Genomic DNA, 16,727 nt, shown 5'->3' with positions numbered 1-16,727 from the left:
TGGACACACACTTTTTAACTATTTTTAATTGCATTATAAACTTGTTGTTGAATTTCATCAAATTTCAAGTAGACTAATTTTCCATTTGTTCTAAGTGCAAACATATGTTTAATTATATCTCTTAAAAGTTTTTGTGAGAATTTAAATTTAATATTATTTTCTTTAAGTTTTGAATCAAACTCTTTATAAATTGAGTATGATACAAATGAAATAAGAATATGAGCCTTTATTCTGGTTTCTAGCCTATGGTATATGGGTCTGATTTTAAGATCAGTTTTTGATATTCTAAATGCTTGTTCTACTGCATATTGATTATTATAGTGTTCTATAATTTCACTTGGTGTTAGTGTAAAATCATTTGTAATAAAACCTTTTATACCATCTAATTTTGAATCATTATCAACTTTTTGATTATTGATATTAAAAGTGATATCACATTTATGATCATCGATGTTAAGATATTTAGCATAGTATGATAGTTTTAAATCTTTTTTTGTGATAGATTTTGAGAATTCAATTTTTTTCTTTAATCTTTCAAGTGCTTTATCTCTATTATGTTTATCTTTCTTAGCTCTTGCCGTTGAATATGAAAGAACTAACCTTTGATTGATATTTATGGATTGTTTATTGTCATTCTCATCAGTATATGGTATATCTTTATTAAATTTAAGTGTATGAGTTACTCCATCATTTAAAAATATCAAGTTTGATATTTGCTCTTTTAAATCATTTGATATATTTTTTATTTTGGCTGCAAGGATATATTTATATCCATTATTTTCAAGATATACTAGATTATTATTGTTTAGCATTCCTCTATCAGCTACAACTACAGGTTTATTTTTTAATTGAAATTTATTTTGAAACTTTTTAAGTACATCAACTAAAGTATGTCCCTCATATTTATTACCCTCATAAACCTCAAAGCTTAATGGATATCCTTGTAGTGTTGTAAACAATCCCAGTTGTATCTGAGGACGTGCTAATTTACCCTCTTTACTAAATCCAATACGTCTAAGATCGTCTTCACTCTCAGATTCAAAGTACAGGGTTGTAACATCATAAAATGTAAATGCAATAGTTTGGTTCATTTTTGCATAAGTATGATCAAATACACATTTTTCAATTTGTAGTTTTAAATTCTCTTCATAAAGTGTATCTAAAAATCTATAGATAGCATTTTTATCTACACTCTCTTTTTTAAAATATTCAAGATAATCAATCAAATATAATTTACTACCAGGATACAGTAATCTTGATACAACAAGATTTTTAAACATCTGAAGTCTTTTACAATCCAAATCTACACTAGAACATCCCAATCGTTCAAATAATTTTCCATAGATTAATTCATCACCTATTGGTATTAAATCATTATTTCCAAGTTCTATGAATATTAACTCTTCATTTTTATTTTCATCAAATAAAGTAGGATACATTTGTTGACGCAGTTCTTCTAAACGTTTATTTGCAACATCTAAATAAATTTGTAAATCTAAATCATTTTTTACACAAGCAATAGTTTCTATAACCTTATATTTCCTATGAACTCTATCGATAATCTGAATACTGATTGTTCCACTACTATTTTTCTTCTGTCTAATATGTAAACTCATACTAAAATTGTAGCAGGTTTTAGACTATAGGACACACACTTTTATGAATTTTATAGTCTATAAAGCCCTTTAATAAGGGATATCACTTTTAGAAAAATTGATTTTTGATAAAAATGAGAAAGTCAGGAATAGTTTCAACAATAATTTTATTCTTTTTGTTATTTTCCATTCCTTTTATTAATGAACCATCTATTTTTATATAATCTATATTTAATTTAATATATGTTCAAAATTAGAATAACCAGTTCCAAAGTCATCTACAGCAATCTTGGAACCAATTTCTTTTATTCTTTTAGTAAAATTTCGAACTTCTTGATAGTTTTCAATTTCTTCTGATTCTAAAATCTCAAAAGTAATTCTTGAAGCAGTTTTTGTTTCAATGATTGTTTTAATAATTTCATTTACGATATTTGTATCTTTTATATCATCGATTGATAAGTTAATAGAAAAGTTTTCTTTTCTATCTTTAAAAGTATTACATGCTTGATGAAGTACTTCTCTTGTGATATATGGATATAATTTTGTTTTCTTTGAAATCTCTAAAAATTCTATTGGTGGAATAATTTCACCTTCTTTAGTCAGCATTCTTACTAATGTTTCATATTTATAAATTTTGCCAGTTCTTTGATCTAAGATAGGTTGATAATGACAAATAATTCTTTTATCATTTAATGCCTCTCTTATGGCTGTTGCCATTGCAATATTTTGCTTATACTTTTGTTCTATATTTCCATCTTCTTTATATGTAGATATTTTTATTTTTTGCTCTTTTGCATAGTGAACTGCAATATCTGCTTTTGTTAATAAATTGTATTTAACTTTTGCAATTCCTGCTGAAAATGCAATTTGTATTTTCTCTTCTTCTATATAAAATATCTCTTTTTCGAAAAGATTTAAAATATCTTTTACTTTTGTTTCTATGCTTTTTATACAATCATCGTCATAGAATAAAATTGCAAATTCATCTCCATCTATTCTATATGTTTCATAATTGGATTTAGAAAACCAAGAAGCAATATCTTTTAATATTTTATCTCCATTTTCTGTACCAAAAAAATCATTTATTTCTTTAAATTCATCTATATTAAATATAACACAAGCACAAGGATTATTTTCTGAAATATCAAGGATTATTTTTTGTCTATTAGGTAAAGCTGTTAATTGATCATAAAAAGCTAATTTTTTGTTTTCTTCTTCAAGCATAATTTGTGAAGTAATATCTCTTCCACTTCCTATGGTTCCAATTAATACTCCATTTGAATCATACAATGGGGCTTTGTGCACTTCTAAATAAACAAGTTGTCCTTTTATATTTCCATACTCTTCAAATATCATTGGTTTCATATGTTCTAATACTACATAATCTGAATTAAAACATAATTCTCCAAAAGTATGCCATTGCTTATTTGATTGATGTTTATCTCTTTCTCTAGTTGCAAAATAAATGTCATTTTTTCCTATTACTTCATTTGTTTTTGCCATTAATAAGTTTTTACAAATTGATTCATTTGCATACAAATAATTACCTTCTAAATCTTTTGCCCACAACATATCTGGTAAATGTTTTGATATAAGTTTTAAAAAATTTCCAGCTTGTAGTGTTGATTTCATAGAGGTGTCCTATTTCTAGCAATAATAAATAAACCATTTAAATTGAATTTAAACAAAAATTAAATGAAGTTAAATAAAAGTATAATTTAATAATTTATTATTATTTTTGATATATAGATTTGATTATATCGTAAAATAAAACATTATCTCTTAAAATTGTATTTAATGAAATCAATTTGTAACTATGTTTTAATAGAATTTCAGACTTTATAATTAAATAAAAAAAGGAGATAAAATGGAAAGTGTATTAAACTACATTGATGATAAAATTGATAGTTGTGATTTCCATCTAGTGAAAGATGAATTAGATGAGAATAAGTTTTATATTATGGAAAATGGTTTTATTTTAGGAGTTCAAATGAATTTAGGAAGTATTTCTAAATAAAAAAGCCTAAATAGAACAAGTCTACTTAGGCTTAATTGAAGTTGGTATTGATTTTTATTTAAATATCGATAAAAGTACACCAGCAGCGACTGCTGAACCAATAACCCCAGCAACATTAGGACCCATCGCATGCATTAATAAAATGTTCGATTTGTCATAAAGTTGACCTTCTTTACTTACTACCCTTGCTGCCATTGGTACAGCTGATACTCCTGCTGCTCCAATCAAAGGATTTATCTGATTATCTTTTGAGCTAACTAAATTCATTAACTTAGCCATTATAACACCCATAGCAGTACCTGCTGAGAACGCTAAAAGACCTATGATCATAATTCCCATTGTCTCTGCTACTAAGAATTGCTCTGATGCTAGTTTTGAACCAACACCTAATCCTAAGAAAATAGTTACAACATTGATTAATGCATTTTGCATTGTATCAGAAAGTCTATCAACAACTCCTGATTCTTTTGCAAAATTTCCAAAGCATAGTGCTCCAATTAATGGTGCTGCATCTGGAAGTATTAAAATAGTTAAAGTTAATACTACCAATGGGAATACAATTTTCTCTAATTTTGATACCTTTCTTGAAGCTGGCATCTTAATTTTTCTTTCATTCATTGTAGTTAATGCTCTCATAATTGGCGGTTGTATAATTGGTACTAATGCCATATATGAGTATGCAGCAACTGCAATTGCTCCTAGTAATTCAGGTGCTAATCTAGAAGCTATAAAAATAGATGTTGGTCCATCAGCTCCTCCAATAATAGAAATAGCAGCAGCTTGTTCTAGTGTAAAATCAATCCCTGGGAAATATTGTGAAAGTACAACAGCTCCCACTAATGATCCAAAGATACCAAATTGAGCAGCACCACCCAATAATGCAGTTTTTGGATTAGCTAATAGTGGACCAAAGTCTGTCATAGCTCCTACACCCATAAAGATTAATAATGGAAAGAATTGATTTGTAATACCCATATCATAAATAATTCCTAACATTCCACCTGGTCCTGCCATATTAGCAATTGGTATATTTGCTAATAAACCACCAAATCCAATTGGAATTAATAGTAATGGTTCAAATCCTTTTTTAATTGCTAAATAAAACAATAAAAAACAGATTATTATCATAATAATTCTTCCTGCACCTTGAGCAAAGAAAGACATTTCATGACCATGAGAATCTAATACACCAGCTTGGGGTTGAAGCAATGCTTTTATTCCCGTTGTAGCATAAAATGATTCTACTAATTCACCCATTGTTTTTGAATGGTATGCTGGTTTTTCTGTAGTATTTTCTACAACATCTACACTTTGTGAAGCAAAGATATTTGTTGTAAACAAACTAAAGATAAGAAGAAAAGAAATTAATATACTTTTTTTCATATATTTTTTCAAACATTAACCAATAATGGCTAATGTTTGTCCCTCTTCAACAGATTGTGTATTATTTACTAATATTTTAGTAATCTTTCCAGCAACAGGAGCATTAATATCTATTTCCATTTTCATAGCTTCAAGAATCATAATTTGTTGATCAGCTTCAACCATATCACCTTCTTTTACTAAAATCTTCCAAACAGCACCATTAACAGCAGCTGGAACTTCAGTTCCATTTCCATTTGAAGATACAGGTGCAGCACTTGCAGCAACTGGAGCAGCTGTTACTGGAGCTGATGTTGTATTAGAAACAGGAGTTACTTGAATATTTGCATCATTACCCTCAGCTATTGTTACATTAAATTTTTGACCATCAACTATTACTGTATAGTTTCCACTTGCATTTGCCATATCTTTTTCTCCTAATTTACAATCTTTATCATTATCACAAACATTATCATTTTTTCTAACATTTAAAGGTGATTCACCTTTTAAGAATGCAATTCCTTTTTCATCACAAGCAGCAGCAATAAAGATATTCTCTTCACTAGCTTCTATACCTTCCATTTCTAATCTTTGTTTCCAAACAGAGATTTTTTTCTTTTCATCTCTATCAGCGATATCTAAAGGATTTTCACTAGTTGGATCTAGTTTTAATTTTTCTGCTGCAAGAGCAATAATTTCAGGATCAGCAGGAACTGGAGTTTTACCAAAGTAACCTAATACCATTTTTCCATAACCAGGAGCAATTTGTTTCCAAGGACCAAACATTACATTAGCGTATGCTTGTTGCCAATAAAATTGAGAAACTGGAGTTACAGATGTACCATATCCACCACGCTCAACTACTTCTCTCATTGCTTTAATTACTTCAGGGAATTTATCTAGTGTTCCATTATCTCTCATCATTTGAGTATTAGCAGTTAATGCTCCACCTGGCATTGGAGAGAAAGGAATTAAAGGAGATACTTGAGTAGCTTCTGGTGGAATAAAGTAATCTTTTAAACAGTGTTTTAATGTTTCTTGGTATTTTAGAACTTTTTCAATTTCTAAACCACCTAAATCATAATTCTTACCTTTAACTGCGTGTAACATAGTTAGGATATCAGGTTGAGAAGTTCCACCACTAACTGGAGAGGCAGCTAAATCAATACCATCAGCACCAGCATCAAGTGCAGCTAAATAACAAGCAACTGAAACACCTGCTGTTTCATGGGTATGAAGTCTAATATGAGTATCATATCCAACTAGATTTCTAGCCATTTGTATTGTTTCATAGATTTTTTGAGGAGAACTTGTTCCTGAAGCATCTTTAAAGCAGATTGAATCAAATGGTAAACCACTATCAAGAATTTGTCTTAGAGTTTTTTCATAGAAAGGTACATCATGAGCACCAAAGCAACCTGGAGGCAAGTCCATTAAAGTAACTACTACTTCATGGTTTAGACCATATTTTTTAATACATTCTGCACTATATTCAAGATTTTGAACATCATTTAAAGCATCAAAGTTTCGAATAGTTGTTGTACCATGTTTGGCAAACATTTTAGCATGTAAGTCGATTAGTTCTCTTGAACCCGTATCTAGCATAACTGTATTTATACCACGAGCCAAAGTTTGTAAGTTTGCATCAGGGCCTACTATTTCCCTAAATTTATCCATCATTTCAAATGCGTTCTCTTGCAGATAGAAGAACAACGATTGGAACCTAGCTCCTCCACCAAACTCAAAGTGAGTTATTCCGGCTTCTTTTGCAGCTTCTACAGCTGGAAAGAAATCATTCATTAAAACTCTTCCTCCAAAGACAGATTGGAATCCATCTCTAAAAGTAGTGTCCATGATATCTATATATTTTTTAGACATATAATTTAACCCTTTAGATTTTTATGATGTTGTACAGCTGCTATTACTGCTGCTATTTTTGCGTTATCTGTTTGTTTATTTGTACTTTTTGGTGTTACATTTGCTACTTTATTTTCTGCTGGAAAATATTTTGTCAAAATTGCACCTTGTGCTTTTAGTACAAATATCATTATTGTTAGGAATGCAAATACTACACCCATACCTAAGAACATGAACTTTACTGATTCTGCGATTAAGTTTATTTCCATACGGAATCCTTTAGTACGATTTAAACGTGTGTAATTTTAGGGAAATTTAGTAAATAGTTCTTCTTATTTGGTGCTAAGAAAATTGTTTTATAGTGCTTATTTTATATTTTATTTTTGCTATAATCATTTTATGAAAAAAGAAACATTACAAAAAAGAACAAAAATAGCAAATGATATAATGTATTATATTTATACTCATATAGAAACGAATATTGACATAGAAGAACTTAGTATTGATTTAGGTATTAGTAAATTTCATATGCATAGAATTTTTAAAGAAGCCTTTGGAAAAAACATTTATGAAAGTATCAAATCAATAAGACTTCAAAAAGCATCAAATTTACTTTTAACAAATAAATATTCCACTATTTCAAATATAGTAAACCAATGTGGATATTCATCTCAATCTTCATTTATTAAAATATTTAAAGATAGATTTGAAATGACGCCAAAAGAATGGAAAAATGGAGGATATAAAGAGTATTCTCAAAAAATATTACAACAATCACAAAGGGCTAGTCAATCTAAAGCTGATTTTAAAGACATAGTTCCAACTATTGTAAAAATGCCTGCTATTGAGAGTTATTATATTAGGAATAAAGGTTACAACATAAATATAAAAGAAACATGGCAAAAACTTCAAACATGGATTCTTACAAATGATATTATTTCATATAAAAGAATCGCACTTTTTCATGATAATCCTACAATCACTCCTTTAAATGAATGTCAATATATTGGATGTGTTATGGTTGAAGATAATCAAGAGGTTAAAAGTGATAGATTACCAAAATTTAAAATAGCAGAGGGTGTTTATGCAAAGTTTGATTTAAAGGGAAAAACTGGAGATGTTTTACCTTTTATTCATTGGGTTTATCATGAATGGTTACCTAAAAATGAATATGAAACTACTACAAAACCATCTTATGCCATCTATAATAAAATAGATTTTTTAGATGAGTCCAATGAGTTTGATTTAAGCTTTTATGTTTCTATAAACTTTTGATTAACTAAATTTAAATATAATGGCAAAATTTTTAAAGTATAACAAAATTAAAGGTAAAAAATGATTTTATATTTAGCAGCTATTATAGCTGGATTTGCAATTCTCGTTTGGAGTGCAGATAAATTTGTAGAAGGTGCTGCATCAACTGCAAAACATTTGGGAATGCCTAGTTTATTAATAGGTATTTTAATAGTAGGATTTGGAACAAGTGCCCCTGAAATGGTTGTATCTGCAATAGCAGCAATGGAGGGAAATCCAGCCCTTGCTTTAGGAAATGCATTAGGTTCAAATATTGTTAATATTGCTTTAATTCTAGGGATTACAGCAATAGTTGCTCCAATTACAGTAAATTCGAAGATTGTAAAAAAAGAGATTCCTTTACTTTTATTAATTGTATTAGCAAGTGGATATTTACTTTTAGATAATTCATTAACACTAGGTGAAGGAATAGTTTTAATAAGTGGTTTCTTTACTTTAATTGCATGGTCAATTGTTTCTGCTTTTAGAGGAAGAGGAGATACTTTAGAAGCTGAAATGGATAGTGAATTAATTGAACATGAAATGACTTTAAAAGCTGGAATTATTTGGCTTATTATTGGGCTTGTGTTATTAATTGCAAGTTCTAGACTTCTTGTTTGGGGTGCAGTGGGTGTTGCTCATGAATTTGGAGTTAGTGATTTAATTATTGGACTTACAATTGTAGCTCTTGGAACTTCTTTACCAGAATTAGCAGCATCTGTGATAGCAGCACGTAAAGGTGAACATGATATTGCTATTGGAAATGTAGTTGGTTCTAATATGTTTAATATCCTAGCTGTAATTGGAATTGCAACTATTATTGCTCCTATGAATGGAATTCCAGTAGAAGTATTAAATAGAGACTGGATCGTGATGTTTGTATTAACAATAGCTCTTTTAGTAATGTCTTATGGATTTAGAAATAAAGAGGGAAAAATCACAAGATTTGAAGGTATGATTCTTGTAGTTTGTTATATCGCTTATAATAGTTATTTAGGAATGACTTTATCTGGCTCTTTATAAAAAGGATGATATTTTGAAAAAAATGGATTATTTCTTTTGGATTACATTAGGATTAATTGCTTTATTTTATGTATTAAAAGGAAATGATATGCATAAAGAGAAAATCGATTTAATAAAACAAAATAGCGAAATCAAAAAAGAAAATTAAATTTGATGTTGCGTTAACCATCTTTTTAGAAACTCCAATCTAGAATAGGTTTTCGCACCTAAGTCAAATTTATACTGCATATATGGATGCCCTAAATTCCAAAAAGAGTAGTTTTCTTTTTCTAAGTAAAGAGAAAGAAGAACTAGTTGCAATTTTCCCCAGTTAAGTAATTAATCAAAATTAATGTCTTGTTTTATAAGCTAGTTTTAGCTATAATACTATATGAGATATATAAGTAATTTAAATAATAAAACAGTAAAAGAATTAGAAAAAATAGTAAAAAATGGTAATTCATTGCAATTAAGACAAAGAGCTAAATCTATACTTTTAAGTAATGAAGGTATAACAGTAAAAGAGATATGCAAAATATTCAATAAGTCAACAAGAACAGTTTATAGATGGTTTGATAGATTCAAAGAAGAACAAATAGAAAATTTATCTGATGAAATTGGTCGTGGTAGAAAACCAGCACTAAATGAAAATGATATTGATAAAGTAAAAAAACTTATTGAAACAAATAGTATCAAAGAGACTTGTATAGCTCTTAATAAAGAGTCAAAAAGAGTTAAAAAAGTATCACCTCAAATCTTAAAAAGATATTTAAAAAAATATACAATATAGTTTTAAAAGAGCTAGAAACACTATATTTAAAGAGAAGAAGTGGATGAATTATTCTTCCAAAAAAGCTCAAATACTTAATGTTTTAAGCTGGTCTGCTAAAGATTGGATTGATACATATTATTTTGATGAGAGTGGTTTTTCACTTGATTCAAATATCCCTTATTATTGGTCACCAATAGGTAAGCCAGTAGAAATTCCATCAAATAGATTTGCAAAAAGAATAAATGTTTTAGGGTTTTTAAATACAAAGAATAATCATCTCTTTTCGAAAACTACAATAACAAAAGTAGATACACAAGTTGTTATAGATTTCTTTAATGATTTTGTAAATCAGATTACAAAAACTACTGTTGTCATACTTGATAATGCATCTATTCACACAAGTAAGCTTTTTAAAGCAGAGATAGAAAAGTGGGAGAAGCTTGGACTACAATTATTATTTTTACCACCATATTCACCTGAACTAAATAAAATAGAAATATTGTGGAAACATATGAAATATCACTATCATAAACTAGAAGCTTATTTATCATTTGATAATTTACATAAACATGTTAAAAATTTATTAGCTGGCTTTGGAACTAATTATGACATTAATTTTAAGTAGGTACTTATTATATTTCTTTTCTTTTGATGAAAAACCTGTAAGTGAAGTATATGTTGAGCCTATTTTATAGCCAATCTCTCCTGCTATTAATTCATTTGTATTTTTATCACTTAACTCAACACTGATTATTTTAAAATCAATATTTGAAGTCTTATAATCTTTTAATGATAATAATAAATTTTTATATTTGTCTTCTACCCAATTTGTTTTGTGATACTCTTCTAGTTTGTTGATAACTTCTTCAAATTTTGTATTTATTGAAAATGTGAATTCATCTTTTTTTATAAGTTGTGCTATTTTTTTACTTATGTGTAAATCTTTAAAATCTAAAATTGCATATTCAAATTGCATTTCAGCTAGTAGATAAAATTTATTTTGAAGGCTAGTTGATGTACAAATAAAACCATAATAAGCTAAATAAATATAAAAATTTTCAGAAAAATCTTCGCTTATATAGTAATTTGTTTTTTCATTCATATAAATACTATTATATAAAATATTTCGATTTTGTATATCTTCAAAAGTTAAATAATATACTAAATTTTGTTTACTCAAATTTACTTCCTATAAATAAAATACCTAAGTTAATAGGTATTTTACTTTTATTATCGATTGTTTCTCTTATCTTCAATAATTTGATCTTTATTGTTTTTATCATTTTTATTTCTATTATCTTGTTGATTAGAGTTATTTCTATAATCTCTTTGTTTCTCATTAGATTTTTGTTCTTTGTAGTTTCTATCATTTTGATGATTTGAATTATTTCTAAAATCATTTCTATTTTCATATTCTTTTTTATTATTATATTGTTTTTCTACAATTCTTTGTTTATTATAGTTTCTATCATAATATGCACCATAAATTGGTTTATTTACTTCTCTAAATTGATGTTTTCTATTCCAATCATTATGGTCATGATATCTGTACGTTCTATAATGCCCTCTATTTGGTTTAAAATAACCTCTATGATGTAATCTATCATAATACGTATATCTATTATCATAAACAAAATAGATATTATTGTAAAAATAACCATATCTATCAAAATAACCATAAAAATAACCAAAATCATCATAGTATCCATTTCTATGGTAGTCAAAGTTTTTGTATCTATTGTCATATCTGTGATCATCTGATCTAAAGCCAATGTCAAGGTTAGTATTATTTCCAATAGGAGTCGTTATTCTTATTCCTATATCTGCTGCAAAAAGTGATGATCCTAGTGTTAATAATGATATTAAAATTAATTTTTTCATGCTTAGACCTTTATAGTAATTTTGAAAAGTATAGATACTTTGTGTGAATAAATTGTGATTTATAATCTTTTACGTTTGATTTAATTATAATGATTTTTTTAATAAGGGATTTTTTGAACACTTTAATCACAAATAATCAAACAACAAATTTTTATAATAATATCACAAAACTACTTGTGGAATGTGAGTCATTTACTTTTAATGTAGCCTTTATAAGCTTCTCAGGATTGCAACTATTACTTGATAGTTTTAAAATATCAGAACAAAAAGGTATAAAAGGAAAAATTCTAAGTTCTACATATTTGAATTTTACTCAAGTTAAAGCCTTAGAAAAAATAAAAGAATTTAAAAATATAGAATTAAGAATCTATGATAGTAATGAGTCAAATATAGGTTTTCACTCAAAATCTTATATTTATGAATTTAAAAATGATTATAAAGTGATAATAGGCTCATCAAATATAACAGCTTCTGCTTTTAAATCAAATATAGAATGGAATGTAAAAACTCTTTCAAAAAAAGATGATATATTTTTGCAAGATGTATTAAGTGAGTTTGATACTCTTTGGAATAACTCTTATATTGCTAATGATGAGTTTTTACTTGAATACTCAAACTTTTTACAGAATCAAAAAAAAGAGTTTGTTCCAAGTTTTTCTTTCAAAAAAGATATAAAAAGAAATTTTATGCAAGAAAAAGCCTTGCAAAGATTGGAGGAGCTAAGAAATAGTGGTGAAAAAAAAGCTTTAATAATAGCAGCAACTGGAAGTGGAAAAACGTATCTAAGTGCTTTTGATGTGAAAAAGTTTAAAGCAAAGAGAGTTTTGTTTTTAGTTCATAGAGAAAACATACTTTTAAGTGCAAAAGATAGCTTTGAAAATATTTTAGGTGAAAAGTTTTCTTATGGACTTTATACTGGAAATAAAAAAGAGCAGGATAAAGATTATATATTTTCTACCATACAAACTATGAATAACTCTTATGAAAATTTTTCAAGTGAGCAATTTGATTATATAATAATTGATGAAGCCCATCATATTACAAGTCCTTCTTATAAAAAAGTTGTTGATTATTTTAATCCTAAGTTTTTATTAGGTCTTACTGCCACATCAAATAGAATGGATGGAAATAGTATTTATGAAGTTTTTGACGAAAATATAGCTTGTGATATAAGACTAAATGATGCTTTAGAACATAATCTTGTGGTTCCTTTTCACTATTTTGGAATTTCTGATATAAAAAGTATTGACTATGAAAATATTGATTTATCTAAAATAGATGAATTAGCAAAACTTTTAAATGTGAATAAAAGAGCTGAATTTATAGTAGAACAAATGAACTTTTACTCACATATTGGAAATAAAAGAAAAGTAATAGGTTTTTGTGTTTCAAAAGAGCATGCTTCTTTTATGAGTGAAAAGTTTAATGAAAATAAAATTAACTCAATTTCTCTTACAAGTGTTGATAGTATAGAAAAAAGAGAAGAGTATATAAAAAAACTTGAAGATGAAAATGACTCTTTAGAAGTAATATTTACAGTTGATATTTTTAATGAAGGTGTGGATATTCCATCTATTAATACTGTTTTGTTTTTAAGACCAACCAATTCTCCAATAGTTTTTATTCAGCAACTGGGAAGAGGTTTAAGAAAGCATAAAAACAAAGAATTTCTAACGGTTTTAGATTTTATAGGAAATCATAAAAAAGCATATTTAATAGCTCTTGCACTTGTTGGAAATAAAGTTATTGATAAAGAGAGCATTAAAATCTCATTAGAAAACAATTTTGCAGATTTTAAAAATGCCTTTATTTCTATGGATGAAATTTCAAAAAATAGAATTTTAGAGCAAATAGATAGTGAAAACTTCAATAACTTAAAATATTTAAAAGAGCAATACTTTGAGTTCAAACTTTTGATGAATAATCAAGTGCCAAAGCTTGTAGATTACTTAGCCTTTGATGATGTGATTAATCCTTTGAAGTTTATAGATGAAAGTAAATCATATATAGAATTTTTATCAAAAGTAGAAGATGAAAAGAAAAAAAGTGAATATAAAATTTTGTGTCAAAATGAAGATTTTATAAAAGCAATTAGATTTATAGAAAATCAACTTCCAATAAAAAGAGTTTATGAATTTGTAATATTAAAATATCTAATATCCCATGACTTTTGTGATGAAAAGATAGCTTTTAAGATTTTAGGAAAATATCTAAAAAAAGTTTCTAAAGATACTATTATTCATAGTTTTTATTATTTAAATCAAGATTATTTTGATTCAGGACAAATTAGCAGATACTTAAAACTTATAGATTTTGATGGAAAAAAAATAGTAAAAACAAAAGAGTTTGAATCTCTTTTAGAAAATTTAAAATATAAAGAGATTTTTGAAGATAGCATAAATTATGGAATTTACACTTATGAAGAGGAGTTTGGAACAGCTGATTTTGCAATGCCATTTCTAAAACTATATGCAAAATACAATATGTTAAATATTGCGCAACTTTGTAATTTTCCAAAAATTCATAGTTCTTTTAGAGGAAGTGGATTTTTAAAATACCAAGATGATTTTTTCTTATTTATAAATTTAGAAAAAGAGAAGTTCTCAAAATCAGCAATTTATCATAATGCATTTTTATCTAAAGATACATTTACTTATCAAAGTAAACCAAGTCAAAGTCAAGATAAAGGTGATGGACAGAGATTAGTCGAAAATCAAAAACATAAAGTAAAACTTCATATTTTTGTACGAAAATTTGTTCAAGTGGATAAAAAAACTCAAGAGTTTATATATTTAGGTTTTGCAAATAGTGTGAAATATAGTGGAAATAGACCAATATCTTTGGAGTTAAAACTTGAAATTCCACTTGATAATAGACTTTTTGAAGAGTTTACTAAAGTTATATAAAGTATGAATTTTTATTTCTCACATGGAATTTCAATGATAAATTCTGCACCTGAGTATTCTATATTTTTATATGTGTAGTTTTTATTGCATACTGTTAAATTTCCATTCATATGTTTTTTTATAATTTCAAGTGACATATATAGCCCTATACCTGTTCCTTGGCTTTTATGTTTTGTTGTGAAGTATGGTTCAAAAACTCTATCAATGATATTTTTTTCTATCCCACCTGCATTATCTTTAATTTTTATAAGTACATTATTTTTTTCTTTATAAGCATCAATAAATATAAACTTGTGATTGTTCTTTTTATTTTCAAATGCATCCATGGCATTATTTATAATATTTAAAATAACTTGAATAAACTCATTTTCAAGTCCTGTTACAAAAATTTCTTTACAATTTTTAATAACAGTTATATTTCTATTTTTTAGTTTTGTACTAATTAAATATAAAACTTTTTCTATTGGAATATCTATATTAAATAAAACAACTTCTTTATCATTATTAAAGAAATTCCTAAAATCATCAATGGTATTAGATAAGTGTTGTGATGAATTATTTATAATATTCATAGTTTCATAAAAGTCATCATCCTTTAATAATCCCAACTCTTTTTTTAATTTTGCTCCTGTGGCAACGGTTGATATTACAGATAATGGTTGTCTCCATTGATGAGCTATGTTTTCAATCATCTCTCCCATTGCTGCCATTTTTGATTGATGATTTAGGATATTTTCTTTTTGAAGTAATTCTTGACTTTTTTGTTCTACTAATGATTCTAGATTTTTATTTATTTCATTTAGTTTTTGAGTTTTTTCTTCAATTGTAATTTTTAGTTTGCTATTTAGTTTTTTAAGTGTTCTTGTTCGATGAACAAAAGCTAGCAATATTAGTAAAATTATAAAAGCAATTTTCCAGAACAAGTCGTAATTAAAAGTAGTCTGAAATTGAATATTATTCCATTTTGTTATTATTGTATTTAATTCATTTAAAGAAATAGATGATATTGCTTTATTTAAAATAGATTCTAATATAGGGTAATCATCTCTTATCATAAACTTCAAGCTAAAGTCTGCTCCTGTATTTCCTGATATTTTAAGATCTGTATATTCATATTTTGCAATATTATAAAAAAGTACAGGTTTAATATCAATATATGCATAAGCTTTATTTTTTGAGACTAAGTCTAATCCTTTTTTAACACTATCAACTAAAATAAATTCTAAATTTGGATAGTTGTTTTTTAGAATATTATGAGCAGTAAAATTATTCCCAATTGCTATTTTTTTACCAATTATAGAAGAAAAACTTTCTATAAAATTTTCATCTTTTTTTGTGACAATTGATATTGGAAATCTCACATACTCTTTTGAAAAGAGTGCATACTCTTTTCTTTGAGGAGTTTCTCCTACGCTAAAGATTAAATCATTTTCTTTATTTTTGATTCCTTCAAGTTGATCTGAGAAATTATCAAAAAAGACATTTTTATTTTTTGCATTTAATTTTTCTAAAATCAATTCCCAATATTCAGAAGAAATACCTTGAGCTTCTCCTGCATTTGATTTAAAAGTAAAAGGTGCCCATGAATTTGAAATAGAAGTGTTAATAGTATGCTTTTTTAAAAATGCAATTTCTTCATTTGTTAGATTAAATTGTTGTTTAAAATTTAAATAATAGTAATCATTGTTATTGATTATCCATTTTTTTTCTAATTTTAGTAACTCGCTAAGAGGTATATTTATAAATCCTTCATTAAATATCTTTGCATTTTTTTTATCATAGGCTATTGCATGTACAGGATTTTTTAAAATTAGATTATTCGTAGCTTTGATTAAATGAAAGAAATTGTTTTTTACAGTATAAAAATTAATTGGAATTTGGTCTTCATAAATAAAATCAATATCTTTATTTTTTAAAGCTTCTATTGAATAAATGTAATCTTCATAAATTTTTATATTAGCATTAGGAAATTTTTCTGATAATATCTTTTCATAGTCATTTCCAATTATTCCAATAGTTAATCTTTCTTTTGCTTCAATTGA

Annotated in this window: 15 protein-coding genes; 7 read left to right on the top strand and 8 right to left on the bottom strand. The window is 26.7% G+C overall.

What is annotated here, in order from left to right:
- Positions 1-14 precede the first annotated feature (14 nt).
- Together AACT_RS01855 and AACT_RS01850 are read right to left on the bottom strand one after the other, a co-directional pair.
- Positions 15-1,616, bottom strand: a complete 1,602-nt coding sequence (locus tag AACT_RS01855) for an IS1634 family transposase (RefSeq protein WP_172124149.1) — start codon at positions 1,614-1,616, stop codon at positions 15-17.
- Positions 1,617-1,826: 210 nt separating this feature from the next.
- Positions 1,827-3,227 carry an EAL domain-containing protein gene (locus tag AACT_RS01850; protein ID WP_228720515.1) on the bottom strand — a complete coding sequence of 467 codons (1,401 nt, stop codon included), beginning with the start codon at positions 3,225-3,227 and terminating at the stop codon, positions 1,827-1,829.
- Between the two features lie 235 nt (positions 3,228-3,462).
- Between AACT_RS01850 and AACT_RS01845 the strand changes: the two genes are divergently transcribed.
- Complete coding sequence (locus AACT_RS01845; protein ID WP_172124423.1) at positions 3,463-3,612, top strand: hypothetical protein; 150 nt, start codon at positions 3,463-3,465, stop codon at positions 3,610-3,612.
- 54 nt (positions 3,613-3,666) lie between these two features.
- On the opposite strand, the gene AACT_RS01840 is transcribed toward AACT_RS01845, so the two are convergent.
- From AACT_RS01840 to AACT_RS01830, 3 genes are read right to left on the bottom strand one after another with little or no spacing between them, the layout of a single operon-like run.
- Positions 3,667-4,995, bottom strand: coding sequence for a sodium ion-translocating decarboxylase subunit beta (locus AACT_RS01840; RefSeq protein WP_216658184.1), 1,329 nt, complete (start codon positions 4,993-4,995; stop codon positions 3,667-3,669).
- Between the two features lie 15 nt (positions 4,996-5,010).
- Positions 5,011-6,852, bottom strand: a complete 1,842-nt coding sequence (locus tag AACT_RS01835) for a biotin attachment protein (protein WP_172124421.1) — start codon at positions 6,850-6,852, stop codon at positions 5,011-5,013.
- Between the two features lie 5 nt (positions 6,853-6,857).
- The gene (locus AACT_RS01830; protein ID WP_172124419.1) at positions 6,858-7,100 is read right to left on the bottom strand and encodes an OadG family protein; all 243 of its coding nucleotides are present in this window, start codon (positions 7,098-7,100) and stop codon (positions 6,858-6,860) included.
- A 130-nt stretch (positions 7,101-7,230) separates the two neighbouring features.
- On the opposite strand from AACT_RS01830, the gene AACT_RS01825 reads away from it, so the two are divergent.
- The 5 genes from AACT_RS01825 to AACT_RS01810 all read left to right on the top strand — a co-directional run bounded on the left by AACT_RS01825 (position 7,231) and on the right by AACT_RS01810 (position 10,523).
- Positions 7,231-8,106: an AraC family transcriptional regulator gene (locus AACT_RS01825; RefSeq protein ID WP_172124417.1), complete on the top strand. Its 876-nt coding sequence runs from the start codon at positions 7,231-7,233 to the stop codon at positions 8,104-8,106.
- Between the two features lie 60 nt (positions 8,107-8,166).
- On the top strand, positions 8,167-9,147 hold the full coding sequence (locus AACT_RS01820) for a calcium/sodium antiporter (RefSeq protein WP_172124415.1): 981 nt from the start codon (positions 8,167-8,169) through the stop codon (positions 9,145-9,147).
- Positions 9,148-9,160: 13 nt separating this feature from the next.
- Entirely contained in the window at positions 9,161-9,295 is a 135-nt protein-coding gene (locus AACT_RS15590) for a hypothetical protein (RefSeq protein ID WP_272953562.1), read from the top strand.
- A gap of 222 nt (positions 9,296-9,517) precedes the next feature.
- Complete coding sequence (locus tag AACT_RS01815) at positions 9,518-9,916, top strand: helix-turn-helix domain-containing protein (protein ID WP_172124295.1); 399 nt, start codon at positions 9,518-9,520, stop codon at positions 9,914-9,916.
- A 43-nt stretch (positions 9,917-9,959) separates the two neighbouring features.
- The gene (locus AACT_RS01810; protein WP_172124293.1) at positions 9,960-10,523 is read left to right on the top strand and encodes an IS630 family transposase; all 564 of its coding nucleotides are present in this window, start codon (positions 9,960-9,962) and stop codon (positions 10,521-10,523) included.
- Here the strand turns inward: AACT_RS01810 and AACT_RS01805 are convergent.
- Both AACT_RS01805 and AACT_RS01800 read right to left on the bottom strand, forming a co-directional pair.
- Complete coding sequence (locus tag AACT_RS01805) at positions 10,482-11,078, bottom strand: GNAT family protein (protein ID WP_172124413.1); 597 nt, start codon at positions 11,076-11,078, stop codon at positions 10,482-10,484. The genes AACT_RS01810 and AACT_RS01805 overlap by 42 nt on opposite strands.
- 50 nt (positions 11,079-11,128) lie before the next feature.
- The gene (locus AACT_RS01800; RefSeq protein WP_172124411.1) at positions 11,129-11,779 is read right to left on the bottom strand and encodes a hypothetical protein; all 651 of its coding nucleotides are present in this window, start codon (positions 11,777-11,779) and stop codon (positions 11,129-11,131) included.
- 113 nt (positions 11,780-11,892) lie between these two features.
- Here AACT_RS01800 and AACT_RS01795 point away from each other — a divergent pair, with 113 nt between their 5' ends.
- Entirely contained in the window at positions 11,893-14,685 is a 2,793-nt protein-coding gene (locus AACT_RS01795; protein WP_172124409.1) for a DEAD/DEAH box helicase, read from the top strand.
- Between the two features lie 11 nt (positions 14,686-14,696).
- Here AACT_RS01795 and AACT_RS01790 read toward each other — a convergent pair whose 3' ends face one another.
- Positions 14,697-16,280: a transporter substrate-binding domain-containing protein gene (locus AACT_RS01790; RefSeq protein ID WP_228720558.1), complete on the bottom strand. Its 1,584-nt coding sequence runs from the start codon at positions 16,278-16,280 to the stop codon at positions 14,697-14,699.
- Between the last annotated feature and the right edge of the window lie 447 nt (positions 16,281-16,727).

The organism is Arcobacter acticola (assembly GCF_013177675.1).
Classification (GTDB): Bacteria; Campylobacterota; Campylobacteria; order Campylobacterales; family Arcobacteraceae; genus Aliarcobacter; species Aliarcobacter acticola.
Note: the sequence above shows the minus strand (reverse complement) of the source record. Positions and strands in the feature narration are given on the sequence as shown.

Coding starts and splice junctions, on each gene's coding strand:
- AACT_RS01855 (WP_172124149.1), bottom strand. CDS start 1,616: ATGAGTTTACATATTAGACAGAAGAAAAATAGTAGTGGAACAATCAGT.
- AACT_RS01850 (WP_228720515.1), bottom strand. CDS start 3,227: ATGAAATCAACACTACAAGCTGGAAATTTTTTAAAACTTATATCAAAA.
- AACT_RS01845 (WP_172124423.1), top strand. CDS start 3,463: ATGGAAAGTGTATTAAACTACATTGATGATAAAATTGATAGTTGTGAT.
- AACT_RS01840 (WP_216658184.1), bottom strand. CDS start 4,995: ATGAAAAAAAGTATATTAATTTCTTTTCTTCTTATCTTTAGTTTGTTT.
- AACT_RS01835 (WP_172124421.1), bottom strand. CDS start 6,852: ATGTCTAAAAAATATATAGATATCATGGACACTACTTTTAGAGATGGA.
- AACT_RS01830 (WP_172124419.1), bottom strand. CDS start 7,100: ATGGAAATAAACTTAATCGCAGAATCAGTAAAGTTCATGTTCTTAGGT.
- AACT_RS01825 (WP_172124417.1), top strand. CDS start 7,231: ATGAAAAAAGAAACATTACAAAAAAGAACAAAAATAGCAAATGATATA.
- AACT_RS01820 (WP_172124415.1), top strand. CDS start 8,167: ATGATTTTATATTTAGCAGCTATTATAGCTGGATTTGCAATTCTCGTT.
- AACT_RS01815 (WP_172124295.1), top strand. CDS start 9,518: ATGAGATATATAAGTAATTTAAATAATAAAACAGTAAAAGAATTAGAA.
- AACT_RS01810 (WP_172124293.1), top strand. CDS start 9,960: ATGAATTATTCTTCCAAAAAAGCTCAAATACTTAATGTTTTAAGCTGG.
- AACT_RS01800 (WP_172124411.1), bottom strand. CDS start 11,779: ATGAAAAAATTAATTTTAATATCATTATTAACACTAGGATCATCACTT.